Raw genomic sequence first — 11,266 nt, 5'->3', positions numbered from 1 at the left:
AAGTTATTCCTCTTCTTCCTCAAGAGTGATTTCATTGTTAAGTGCAACTTCCTTAACTATCTTATTCAAATCATTCTGCATCTTATCGACAATGAAATAAAGTTTTAAAATTGTATAAAATAATATTACAAATACTAAAATGATTATAAAGTCAAGCCCACGGGTTATACCGAATATCCGTGCAAAGGTCATACTGACATTAGGAAATATTGCAAATAAACTAACAACTATCCAAAATATTGACCATAAAAAAACTGTAAAGAATGAATTTTTTCCTTTTAAATATCTTGTAATAAACCAAATAATCGCTATTAATGAAATTATTGGAAATATCAAAGCATATAAATACACATTATCACCTTTTAAAATTGATGTTTAATCATTTGTAGTAATATTTTAAGTGCGACAATAGCATTTGTTCCTTTTGCCTGAGTTTCAGGAGTGTAAATTGTTTTAATAGGAACCTCGGCAAATGGAATATTATTGTCGTTGATTTCACGAATGAATTCTGAAGATATAAGATATCCTGTAGCGTTAATGCTGATTTTTTCCAATGCATCAACGGTTATTGCCCTGAATCCTGTCTGGGAATCGCTTACATCAACCCTATAAAATATTCTTGTAAGCAGATTCATGATTGCATTCGCATAGTTTCTGCTTCTTGGCATGTCCTTTAGAGGCCTTACTCCAATGACTGCCTTAGCTTCACCAGTAACCAATGGTTTTATGACATTGTCCAAATCATCGGCAGAATGCTGCCCGTCCGAATCCATGCTGACTATATATTTAGGATTATATTTCAAGACAGCTTCAAAACCTGTCTGTGTGGCAACTCCCACACCTCTGTTGATAAGCAGATTGAAGATATGAATCTGGTCTGGAAACAATTTCTTGGATTGCTTGATAACTTCCAGAGTATTGTCTGATGAGCCATCGTTAACAATGACCATGTTATATCCTTTACTAGCTATATCCTCTAGGACAGGCTGGATTCTAGTGGCTTCATTATATGCCGGAAGAACAACATATGTATCATTTCTATCTTCATCAGTTACTTTATATGACATTATACACCTTATAGTGGTCCTGCATCTTCTTTTCCTTCACGCATACCCATTCCAGCTTCTTTTCTCATTGCTTTTCTGTGATACATCATCTTGATTAAATTTTGTGCATGTTCACGGGCTCTGTTTTCTGCAAGTTTTGCAAGTTCAACAGGATCTTCCTCTTCATCTTCATGGACAAATACCTCCAGAATATGAGTGTTTGTCATAAGCTGTGCATTAATCAGCCCGGTAGATGCCTCATGAGCACACATCTTATCCTTTTCCATTGGCCCAGGCATACCAAGTGCCATTACAATATCACAGTTTTCTTCTTCAATGAGAATTTTTGCAGTTACAGGCAAGTCTTTGACGCCCGGAACTGTTTCACGAATTATTTTTAAATCATAAGCGTTGTTTTTCAGTTCATCAATAGCTGCTGAAGCCATATCAAAACGGGCAAATGTAGTATCACAAATTCCAATTCTCATTTAAATTCACCTTATAAAAAAATGTGTTATTAATTATATAAATAATTTAGTTAGATATAAAAAAGTATTATGAATTATTACTGCGAGTAATACTTTGGATATTAAAATTATGAAAAAATTCTGATTTAAAAAAAAATTAGTTTTTGTTTAACAGAGTTAAAAACTTATTTTTAGCTTCCTCGATAGTTAACGGATAATCATTTCCCATATCAAAGCCTTCATCTTCAAGCTGCTGGAACAGTTCAGTAACAATAGGTACTTTCAAATTTGCCTGTTCAAGAATTTCAGGCTGAGAAAATATTTCCTTAGGAGTTCCTTCAGCTATCAGCAAACCGTCAACCAATACGAAAACCCTTTTTGCATAATTTGGAACCAGATCGACTTCATGAGTAGAAATAATGATTGTGATTCCTTCATCATTGAGTTCCTTCAGCAGTTTGGTCAGGTTTGTTACTCCCTGAGGGTCAAGACCTGCAGTAGGTTCATCCAAAACCATGATTTCCGGCTTCATTGCAAGAATTCCTGCAATTGCAACTCTTTTCTTTTGGCCTCCACTTAAATGATGAGGAGCCTTCTTTTCAAAACCGCTCATACCAACACGAGCAAGGGCTTCTTCTACCCTGTCCTGAACCTCTTCCATAGGCAATCCCAGATTTAGAGGTCCGAAAGCAACATCTTCCTCTACAGTTGGAGCAAAAATCTGGTCGTCAGGATTTTGAAATACTATTCCAACTTTCTGTCTGAATTTGAGCAATGATTTTTTATCGTATTTCAACTCTTCACCGTCAATGAAGACCTGTCCTTCATCAGGTTCGTAAATTCCATTCAAATGCAAGAACAATGTTGACTTACCAGCACCGTTCTTACCTAAAAGAGAAACCATTTCTCCTTTTTCAACTTTTAGGCTAACTCCTTTTAAAGCTTGATAGTCACTGTTATATGAATATTTAATATTTCTTACTTCCAACATTTAATCTCCCCTCTTTCTAGGTGTGTAAACCGGTAGTTCTCCTGAATAACCTCTGGAATCTAAAGAATGCTGTAATGTCTCACTTTTATCTAGAGACCTTAAAAATATTGTACTTGCAAGAGCACCTAAAGACTTGAAAGATCCGAAATAGGTACTGTATCCCAGACGGGTTTCCTGTGCCTTTTGCATGGTGTCAATTTCATTTAGGAATATAAATATTGAATTATACATCAAAAGTGCAATTTCAATAACTACTTTTGGAACTTTAAGTGTAGCCAGACAATGCAAAATTTTTGCAATAGGGGTTGTTAAAGCCAAAAATCCTAATAAAGGCAGACATCCTATAACCCTAAAGAATGTGTAAACACCGTAGTGCAGTGAATCTGTAGTAACAACAATGCCGAATATACCTGTTTCATAAATAACCTGTCCTTTTCCAAAGAAGAATATAAGGAACAGACATGTCAGAACTACAAAAACCATTGGAATTGAAAGGAATTTCAGATATGAACGATAATTTATCCTTGCTATAGCCAATATCACAATGGACATTGCTATGAAGATGAATATATCAAAATATAGATTATCAAGTGCTAATGTTAATATTAACAGGAAAATTGTTAAAAACAATTTAAAATAAGGATTTGATTCTGTTAACTCATTATGATGCGCAATATAATCCATGTCAAATTTCATAAAATCACTAAAAAAAGAAAAAAATAATAAAGAAGATTATTTATTCTTCTTTACCTTGTCCTCTCCAGTAACCGAAGAAGTAACCAATGATGATTGCTCCTATAGCAGCTTGAAGAGCGAATAATAAACTTTCAATTTCTCCACTTGGTGGTTCCCATATTGAAGAAGTCCAAGGTGTGTAACCTGATGCTTCTACAGCTTCACCAGCGGCATCGTCAGATCCACCGAAGTATCCGTCGTCTTCCCCATGACCATTGAATATTACCAATGGTGCAATGAAGATAATAATACAAACAATAGCTAAAATAATTAATGTAGATGTTTTCATTTAAATCACCTTATGCTTCTTTAGGAGCTAATGCATTAAGTTTATTTAATAATTTAGGTTTGTAAGCTTTTAATCTGTCCCATATGATTACAGTTAAGATACCTTCACCAACAGCTAATGGAATTTGAGTAACTGCAAAGATAATTAAGAAGTTAGTCAATGCTGTTCCAAATGATGGAGCAGGGAATGCAAAAGCTAATTGGAATGAAGTAGCTACGTAAGTTAATAAGTCACCTAAGAATGCTGCGAAGAATACTGCAACAGTTGATGAAATATTAGCTTTTGTTAAACCTTTGTATACAATCCAAGCTACAACAGGTCCTACGATACCCATTGAGAAAATGTTTGCACCTAAAGTGGTTAATCCACCGTGAGCAAGTAAAAGTGCTTGGAAAATAAGTACGATAGTTGCTAGTACTGCTGTTACAGCAGGACCGAATAATGCTGCACCTAATCCGTTACCACAAGGGTGTGAACAACTTCCAGTAACAGAAGGTAATTTCAAAGATGATAAGATGAACATGAATGCACCACTTACTGCGAGTAAAGCTTTGGATTCAGGGGTTTCATCTACGATTTTTTTAATTTGATAAATACCAAAAGCTACAACTATGATTGATATGACAAACCATATAATACACCATTGTAATGGTAAATATCCTTCCATAATATGCATAAATAATTTCCTCCAAATTCAAATCAATAAAAATTGATTAATCACTCAATAAAAATTTAAATTATAATTAAACTTTTTTAAAGTTTTATTGATAATGGTATTATATAGCTTATTATATATAAATATTATTAGTAATTACCTAAACATTATTTAGGTAAACCTAATATTTAATTATCCTAAAAAAGAAAAAGTGATACCATGAATATAAAAAACAACCTCATTTTGGCACTCGACGTCATGAGTGAAAGTGAAGCCATTAAAATTTGTGATGAAATCAAGGATTATATCGACACAATAAAAATAGGATATCCACTTGCACTCGCCGAAGGCCTTGAAATAATCAACAAACTAAAGGACAAATTCGGATTTAAAGTAATATGCGATTTTAAAGTTGCAGACATCGATGCGACAAACTCCAAGATATGCGATGAAACATTCAAGGCAGGAGCCGATGCAATAATTTGCCACGGATTTGTCGGAAAGGACAGTGTTCAGGCATGTCTTGACATGGCAAACAAGCATGAAAAGGAATTATTCCTGCTTACCGAAATGTCACATCCTGGAGCTAAGATGTTTCTGCAGAAAAATGCGGACGCAATAGCCCAGATGGGAGTTGATATGGGAATTACAAACTATGTTGCACCAGCAACAAGACTTGATCGTCTCTCAGATATCAGAAATATCGTCGGTAAAGATGCATACATTATCTCCCCAGGTGTCGGAAAACAGGGCGGAGACGGCAAAAAAACTTTAGAAATTTCAAATGCAATCATAGTTGGAAGAAGCATTTACGAAGCTGAAAACCCACAAAGTGCATGCGAAGAATTAATCAAAACACTTGATTAAATGTAAAATTATTTTAATAAAAAAATATAAAAATAATATTGTTCTTAAAATTTATGAACAAATTTATAAAAAAACGGAGGATTAATCATGGCAAATGAAGTAACAAAATTAATCATGGAAACTATCTTAGCATTAATCACCACAGCATTTGCGTTTGTTGCAGGTGAAGCATGGAACAGTGCAATTCAAAAATTAATTGAATCTTTCATTGGTACCGGAGATGCACTCCCTAGTTTATTTACATACGCTATTGTAGTAACCATCATTGCAGTTATCGTTACAGTACTCATTGCTAGAGTTGCTGGAAGAATGGGTGCTGACATCGAATAAAAACAAAATAAAGGAATTTAAAAATTCCTTTTTTAACTCTTTTTTTAATTTAACCTACTGAAAACCATTCCCGCAAATACATAGGATAATTCAAACATTATAAAGCAGACAAATATCCAAATGTTGAATACGCCACATACCGCAAGTAGGAATATCACTATTTTTAACACAAAACGATATTCAAAAAAGAAATTTAAAAACCTGTTTTGAGTTACTTTTGAAATCAATTCATGACCCACTTCATCTGCAAGGGTTCCTAAAATACATATCAATAATATAACTAAACTCAAATTCGGAATTCCGCAGGCAAGCAAAATAACTATATATACTATCAATGTAATTACATGATGAATTCCATCTATTTTCATAGCAATAAAATTACCTATTGGAATAGCTATAAAAATGTAAGCCGCCTCTACACTATAAATAGAAGCCACAGCTGAAGCAATACCACATATTACTCCTAAAATACTTGCAAAACGAACGTTTCCAAGTTCATCCATGAAATCATCAGAATATTTCATGAAAAAACCGGATAAAATAAACAATAATGCTAAAATAATATAACTCATCCAATCACCTTATAACCTGTCTAATGCGGCTGCATAAATCAATGGGAAAATGACAGTGACATCACCAACGACACTTGCCAAACTGGATCCGCATCTTGCCTTGGCCCAGGATTTTGCCTCTTCTAAAGGTGCACCACCGAGACTGCCTGCTTCAGGCCTGTCCATGGTAATCTGAATAGCTGCATCAAGACCACCCTTAATCACATTGGATGCCAGGGTATAATGTTTGGTCAATCCTCCTCCTAAAAGTATGGCTCCGACTTTTTCAGATTCAAACACAATATCGGATAGATAATGCATGTCAGCTACTGCATCGACTACAAAATCATGGTCCTGTGAGAAAATCCACAGCTGCAAACCTGTCATGGAATCTATAAGGCCCGGTGCAAAAATAGGAATGTTATTTTTGGCCGCATTAGCAACAAATGAATTTTCATCATCCACCATAAGACCTATTTCATGAAGAAGCTCCTGAATTGAAACAGATTGCTTTTCACTTGATATCTTTTCAAATATTTTGATAATCTCTGTTTCAAAGATTGTAAAATCATCTGAACCGACATTAATATCTGCAATCCTGCCTATGCCTTCTTCATTGAGCTCTTCATCGTCTTTTCCTTCATGGCGATAATGACTTCCTCCGAATGCTTCTACCAGATCATGAGTGATGTTTGCTCCGCTTGATACTATCAAATCAACATGACCGTCCTTAATCATTTTAGAGACTATATTTCTCATACCTCCTGGAATTAAAGGACCTCCCAGGCTTAGAAATACGCTCATGTCCTCATCGGAAATCATGTCAGTCAATATATTGCATGCACGGGCTACTCTACCCGCACCGAGCACACCAGATTCATCAAACTGGTCAAGCAAATCTGATATAGACATATTTTTTTCAACATTTATTTGGTTAACTTTCATTAAATCACTTAATTAGTAATGATTGGGAATTGTTTTAAATTTGTTATGCTGTCAATAAGGTCTGTTCTTGTTACAATTCCGAGTAAAACTTGATTATTGTCGGCAATTATCAGTCTTGAAATTGCCTTTTTAAGCATGACGTCAATGGCGTTTGCTATTTTCATGTCTTCATTGACTATAACAACATTTGTAGACATCAGCTCACCGACGTTCTTGTCAGCCTCATCATTGGCTATTGCCTTAACAAGGTCTGTTAATGTAAATACTCCCACAACCTTTCCGTCCTTAATTACAGGAGCTCCGTCAATTTCACAGGCAGCCAATTTTTTACAGGCGTCCCTGACAGAACAGTCCATGGAAAATGATATTACGTCCTTGCTTGCAATATCTCCTACGGTCTTTTTAGGAATGCTCCTGATTGTGGTTGTATCGACAAGCAGAATATTGTCCATATCATCTCTTCCCACGATAGTCCCCATAACTCCCAAGTTATTTACAGGAGTTGGACCTATTCTAACCGTATCTCCAAGATTCAAATCTTTTATGCTTCCTAAGACTTTTATTGCGGCTTCACATTCACTAGGCTGAGGAACACTTGTGAATTCTATACGTGCCACAGACACATCATCCAGCTTTTGTTCGTTTTTATAAATAGGCACTTTGGAATCCTGGTCAGAGACTGAAATGTTTAAAGAATGATATGCCTCGATTGTTGGTTTATATCCTCCTCTAGGACCTGGTACTCCTTTAACTAAACTTAAACTTCTTAGAGATTGCATCTGGTTACGTATTGTTCCGGGATTTCTATTCATAACCTCAGCAATATCTTCACCCTTAATAGATTTACCATTAGAGGATTGATATAAATTTATTAATGTTTGTAAAATTTCCTTTTGAACAGATGTTAACATGTTTTACATCCCCATCTACTTATAATAAAATTATTTATGTAAAGTATACCTTATAAATGTTAATGATAAATCATGATATTTTATATACGATTTTTCAACAAATAAACAAATTTAAGAATAATTGAAAAAAAATAAACAAAGTTCAAGTAATTTTAGCAAAAAAATAAGAAAAAATGAAATGATTATTCGACAAGCTGTTTTAAATCATTTCTGATAATTGAAGTTGCGTCAAATCCCTTAATTGCATCGACCATTTCAGGGAATTTTGCTTTAGGAATCAGAACGTTAATCTGTGAAAAGTCTGATCCTGCAGTGATTGTAGGCTCGTCAGCGCAAAGCTTGTTGTCAATCAGATAGCTGGAGACCTCATCAATTTTTGAATTTGAAATATTGAACTTTACATCGAAATACTTTTTGGCAGTTATTGCTCCCAAAAGCTGTTCATATATCATTTTAGCTTTCTTGAGCTTTTCTTCACTGCAATGTTCACTGGCGTACAGTCCTGCTGATGAATGAAGTATTGTCTCAATTTCCTTCAAACCTGCTTTTCTTAAGCTGCTTCCTGTCTGGGTATTGTCCACAATCAAATCAGCGCCCTTTGCAATGTATACTTCAGTGGCACCGTCTGAGTTGATGACCTGGACCATTTCATTGTCACCGTCAGTAAGACCCCTGACCTGAACGAAAGGTACTGCATCACCGTAAATTTCCTGATAGACCTCATTTTCCATGATGAACTTTCTTGTTAAATTAGGATATTCAGTAAAGCACAGGATTGGAGTTTTCCTGTCCCTGTTTGCCCTGAACAAATCAGATAAACTGTCATATGGAGAGTCTTTTGGAACCGCAACAATCAAACGGGTTTTTCCATAATCCAAATCCCCAAGCTTAACTGTATTGGTTGGCCTTAAAACGGATTCTTCCTTAATCCAGTCCTCACCGACAATAGCTATGTCAACCATTCCCCTGTTCAGTTCAACGGGAGTGGATTGAGGACGTGTAAGAAATGCAATAATTTCATCATCATTCAGGATTTCAATTTCGTAAGATTCATCACCTGGTTCGTATCCTTTAACCTCATAACCGGCATCAACAAATAACTGGTGAGTATTTCCCCTTTTAACATTGTTTAAACTTCCCTTTGGAAGTCCTAAAATTATTTTATCATTCATAATAATACCTATAATAAGATTATTGATTAAGTTATATAAGTTTGATGTAAAAAAAAGAAGTTAGTTGTGATGTGGTTCAAAACTTTGTCTATTTAATGAATGTTTATGCACATGTATATGCTTTATTCCATTTTCGGTTTCGATTTCGTCAAGAATTTCAACACCTTCATGGGAGTGAGTGTGCTCACCGTCATTGTGGTAATGATAGTGTGAGTGTTCGGTATTCTGGGTGTCGATTTTTTTGATTGAATCGTCAAAGTGCCTGTCATAAAGCAATGCTGCATTTAAAACTACCAGACATGAACCTGCATTGTGGACAATAGCTCCTGTTACAGGATTTAAAAGTCCCAATACGGAACATACAATAGCTACTGCATTGATTGTCATTGAAATTGCAATGTTTGCCTTGATAGTGAATAATGTGGAATTTGAAAGTTTTTTAAGATAGGGGATTTTTCCGATGTCGTCACCTAAAAGTGCAATGTCTGCAGCTTCGATAGCCACATCACTTCCAACAGATCCCATTGCCACACTTACATTTGCTGTCTTAAGTGCCGGTGCGTCATTTACTCCATCTCCAATCATACATACCTTTTTGCCTTCGGACTTGAATTTTTCAATCCATGAAAGTTTCTCTTCAGGGAGTAAATTTCCATAAACTTTGCCAATTCCAACCTGTGATGCAAAGTAATTAGCAGTTTCTGTGTTATCTCCAGTGAGCAGTACTGTTTCGGTTCCAATCTCATGCAGACTGTCAATCATCTGTTTGGAATCCTCACGTATCACATCAGATAAACCGATTAAACCTACAACCTCGCCATTTAATGCAACTATGATTGAAGCTTTACCTTCAGTTTTCAATTTATTTAGCTGTGTGTCAACTTTGACATCAATTTCATTTTCAGATAGGAATTTGGAGTTTCCTGCATATACCTGGCCATAAGAATTTTTGCATGTAACCCCTTTACCGGGATACATTTTAAAGTCCTGTGGCTCTTCAATGTCGATATCTGCTTCTTTTGCATTATTTACAATAGCTTTAGCCAATGGGTGTTCACTTAATTTTTCACAGGATGCTGTGAGTTTAAGCAAATCCAAATTGGTTAAATCATCTTTTAGAGAAATAACATCAGAAACTTCTAAATTACCGTAAGTCAAGGTTCCTGTCTTATCGAATACTAGAGTATTAAGTCCTCCCAAAGTTTCAAGTGCTTCACCTGATTTGATTAAAACACCGTATTTTGTTGCCTGACCTATTGCGGCCATGATTGCAGTCGGTGTTGCAAGTATCAATGCGCATGGGCAGAATACAACCAAAACGGTTACTCCTCTTTCGATATTTCCGGTTGCAAGCCAAGCAACAATAGCTATTATTAATGCTACAGGAACCAGCCATGTTGCCCATTTGTCTGCAATCCTTTGGGTTGGTGCCTGCTTTTCATCTGCGGCTTTTACAAGATCAATCAGTTTTTGAAGTGATGAATTTTCACCCAAACTGGTTGCCTTAATGTCAATTGCACCATACATATTCATTGTACCGCAGAACACTTCATCGCCCACTTCCTTATCGATTGGAAGGGATTCACCTGTCATGATTGACTGGTCAAGTGATGAAGTACCTTTTATTATTTCACCGTCGACAGGTACGCTTTCACCCGGAAGAATTCTTAAGGTATCCCCTAATTTTATCTCATCTACTGGAATAACCTCTTCTACACCGTCCACAATTCTTCTTCCGGTTTGTGGAGTTAAGTTAATTAAATTTCTTAAACCTTTTTTAGCCCTTTCGACAGTCCAGTCTTCGAGAAGGGCTCCTAATGCCATAATCCATGCCACTTCTCCTGCTGCAAATATCTCACCTATGAAAAGTGAAGCCACCATAGCTATTGCAATCAGGAGGGCTGATGAGATCCATTTTTCACGAATCAGCCTTGTCATTGCCAAAAGCAGCATTGGAATACCACTGATTATAACAGTTCCCCATGCAGGGTCTAAATAAACTGGAGTTTTTACTCCAAATATCATAAAAATAACTGCGATTAATAAAAATATACCTGAAATAATTGTCATTTTTAATCCAAACAGGAAATCAGTTATTTCATCTATCACACTAAACACCTCGAAGTATTACTTTTTTTGAATTTATTTAAATACCCAGTATTACTCAAAAATTTTTTAAGGGTTATCCCAAATTTTTCAAACCTTTAAAAAAAAAATTACCAAGTAAGTACCAACAGCCAAAAAGTATTACTTTTTTTGAGTTTATTTAAATACTCAGTATTACTGTTTCATAATATATAAACTATA

14 protein-coding genes are annotated in these 11,266 nt (G+C 35.4%); 2 read left to right on the top strand and 12 right to left on the bottom strand.

Features of this window, described 5'->3' with window-relative positions:
- Nucleotides 1-3: 3 nt before the first annotated feature.
- The 7 genes from E7Z81_RS02820 to cbiM all read right to left on the bottom strand — a co-directional run bounded on the left by E7Z81_RS02820 (nucleotide 4) and on the right by cbiM (nucleotide 4,204).
- Complete coding sequence (locus E7Z81_RS02820) at nucleotides 4-351, bottom strand: DUF2304 family protein (protein ID WP_292743936.1); 348 nt, start codon at nucleotides 349-351, stop codon at nucleotides 4-6.
- A gap of 11 nt (nucleotides 352-362) precedes the next feature.
- Nucleotides 363-1,067 (bottom strand): glycosyltransferase family 2 protein, encoded by a 705-nt coding sequence (locus E7Z81_RS02815; protein WP_292743933.1) that lies wholly within the window; start codon nucleotides 1,065-1,067, stop codon nucleotides 363-365.
- A gap of 8 nt (nucleotides 1,068-1,075) precedes the next feature.
- The gene (gene ribC, locus E7Z81_RS02810) at nucleotides 1,076-1,534 is read right to left on the bottom strand and encodes a riboflavin synthase (protein ID WP_292608987.1); all 459 of its coding nucleotides are present in this window, start codon (nucleotides 1,532-1,534) and stop codon (nucleotides 1,076-1,078) included.
- A 136-nt stretch (nucleotides 1,535-1,670) separates the two neighbouring features.
- Complete coding sequence (locus E7Z81_RS02805; protein ID WP_292743930.1) at nucleotides 1,671-2,504, bottom strand: ATP-binding cassette domain-containing protein; 834 nt, start codon at nucleotides 2,502-2,504, stop codon at nucleotides 1,671-1,673.
- Nucleotides 2,505-3,200, bottom strand: a complete 696-nt coding sequence (gene cbiQ, locus E7Z81_RS02800; protein ID WP_292743927.1) for a cobalt ECF transporter T component CbiQ — start codon at nucleotides 3,198-3,200, stop codon at nucleotides 2,505-2,507.
- 40 nt (nucleotides 3,201-3,240) lie between these two features.
- Nucleotides 3,241-3,528 (bottom strand): energy-coupling factor ABC transporter substrate-binding protein, encoded by a 288-nt coding sequence (locus tag E7Z81_RS02795; RefSeq protein ID WP_292743924.1) that lies wholly within the window; start codon nucleotides 3,526-3,528, stop codon nucleotides 3,241-3,243.
- A gap of 10 nt (nucleotides 3,529-3,538) precedes the next feature.
- Entirely contained in the window at nucleotides 3,539-4,204 is a 666-nt protein-coding gene (gene cbiM / locus E7Z81_RS02790) for a cobalt ECF transporter S component CbiM (protein WP_292743921.1), read from the bottom strand.
- 198 nt (nucleotides 4,205-4,402) lie between these two features.
- Here cbiM and pyrF point away from each other — a divergent pair, with 198 nt between their 5' ends.
- Together pyrF and E7Z81_RS02780 are read left to right on the top strand one after the other, a co-directional pair.
- The gene (pyrF, locus tag E7Z81_RS02785; RefSeq protein ID WP_292743918.1) at nucleotides 4,403-5,050 is read left to right on the top strand and encodes an orotidine-5'-phosphate decarboxylase; all 648 of its coding nucleotides are present in this window, start codon (nucleotides 4,403-4,405) and stop codon (nucleotides 5,048-5,050) included.
- An 87-nt stretch (nucleotides 5,051-5,137) separates the two neighbouring features.
- Entirely contained in the window at nucleotides 5,138-5,380 is a 243-nt protein-coding gene (locus tag E7Z81_RS02780; RefSeq protein WP_292743915.1) for a DUF5654 family protein, read from the top strand.
- A gap of 44 nt (nucleotides 5,381-5,424) precedes the next feature.
- Here E7Z81_RS02780 and E7Z81_RS02775 read toward each other — a convergent pair whose 3' ends face one another.
- From E7Z81_RS02775 to E7Z81_RS02755, 5 genes are all read right to left on the bottom strand, one after another.
- Entirely contained in the window at nucleotides 5,425-5,952 is a 528-nt protein-coding gene (locus E7Z81_RS02775; RefSeq protein ID WP_292743913.1) for a hypothetical protein, read from the bottom strand.
- 9 nt (nucleotides 5,953-5,961) lie between these two features.
- Nucleotides 5,962-6,876, bottom strand: coding sequence for a deoxyhypusine synthase (locus E7Z81_RS02770; RefSeq protein WP_292743910.1), 915 nt, complete (start codon nucleotides 6,874-6,876; stop codon nucleotides 5,962-5,964).
- Nucleotides 6,877-6,884: 8 nt separating this feature from the next.
- A complete protein-coding gene (locus E7Z81_RS02765) occupies nucleotides 6,885-7,787 on the bottom strand; it encodes a CBS domain-containing protein (protein ID WP_292743906.1) in 903 nt (300 codons plus the stop codon).
- Between the two features lie 182 nt (nucleotides 7,788-7,969).
- On the bottom strand, nucleotides 7,970-8,959 hold the full coding sequence (locus E7Z81_RS02760) for an ATP phosphoribosyltransferase (RefSeq protein ID WP_292743905.1): 990 nt from the start codon (nucleotides 8,957-8,959) through the stop codon (nucleotides 7,970-7,972).
- Between the two features lie 60 nt (nucleotides 8,960-9,019).
- On the bottom strand, nucleotides 9,020-11,068 hold the full coding sequence (locus E7Z81_RS02755; protein WP_292743904.1) for a cation-translocating P-type ATPase: 2,049 nt from the start codon (nucleotides 11,066-11,068) through the stop codon (nucleotides 9,020-9,022).
- Nucleotides 11,069-11,266 lie beyond the last annotated feature (198 nt).

This window comes from Methanobrevibacter sp. (assembly GCF_015062935.1).
Taxonomy (GTDB): Archaea; Methanobacteriota; Methanobacteria; order Methanobacteriales; family Methanobacteriaceae; genus Methanocatella.
This window is presented reverse-complemented; position numbering and strand designations above follow the sequence as displayed.

What these genes read in the sequence shown, in the direction of transcription:
- E7Z81_RS02815 (WP_292743933.1), bottom strand. Translation starts at nt 1,067, where the DNA reads ATGTCATATAAAGTAACTGATGAAGATAGAAATGATACATATGTTGTT.
- ribC (WP_292608987.1), bottom strand. Translation starts at nt 1,534, where the DNA reads ATGAGAATTGGAATTTGTGATACTACATTTGCCCGTTTTGATATGGCT.
- E7Z81_RS02805 (WP_292743930.1), bottom strand. Translation starts at nt 2,504, where the DNA reads ATGTTGGAAGTAAGAAATATTAAATATTCATATAACAGTGACTATCAA.
- cbiQ (WP_292743927.1), bottom strand. Translation starts at nt 3,200, where the DNA reads ATGAAATTTGACATGGATTATATTGCGCATCATAATGAGTTAACAGAA.
- E7Z81_RS02795 (WP_292743924.1), bottom strand. Translation starts at nt 3,528, where the DNA reads ATGAAAACATCTACATTAATTATTTTAGCTATTGTTTGTATTATTATC.
- cbiM (WP_292743921.1), bottom strand. Translation starts at nt 4,204, where the DNA reads ATGCATATTATGGAAGGATATTTACCATTACAATGGTGTATTATATGG.
- pyrF (WP_292743918.1), top strand. Translation starts at nt 4,403, where the DNA reads ATGAATATAAAAAACAACCTCATTTTGGCACTCGACGTCATGAGTGAA.
- E7Z81_RS02780 (WP_292743915.1), top strand. Translation starts at nt 5,138, where the DNA reads ATGGCAAATGAAGTAACAAAATTAATCATGGAAACTATCTTAGCATTA.
- E7Z81_RS02775 (WP_292743913.1), bottom strand. Translation starts at nt 5,952, where the DNA reads ATGAGTTATATTATTTTAGCATTATTGTTTATTTTATCCGGTTTTTTC.
- E7Z81_RS02770 (WP_292743910.1), bottom strand. Translation starts at nt 6,876, where the DNA reads ATGAAAGTTAACCAAATAAATGTTGAAAAAAATATGTCTATATCAGAT.
- E7Z81_RS02765 (WP_292743906.1), bottom strand. Translation starts at nt 7,787, where the DNA reads ATGTTAACATCTGTTCAAAAGGAAATTTTACAAACATTAATAAATTTA.
- E7Z81_RS02760 (WP_292743905.1), bottom strand. Translation starts at nt 8,959, where the DNA reads ATGAATGATAAAATAATTTTAGGACTTCCAAAGGGAAGTTTAAACAAT.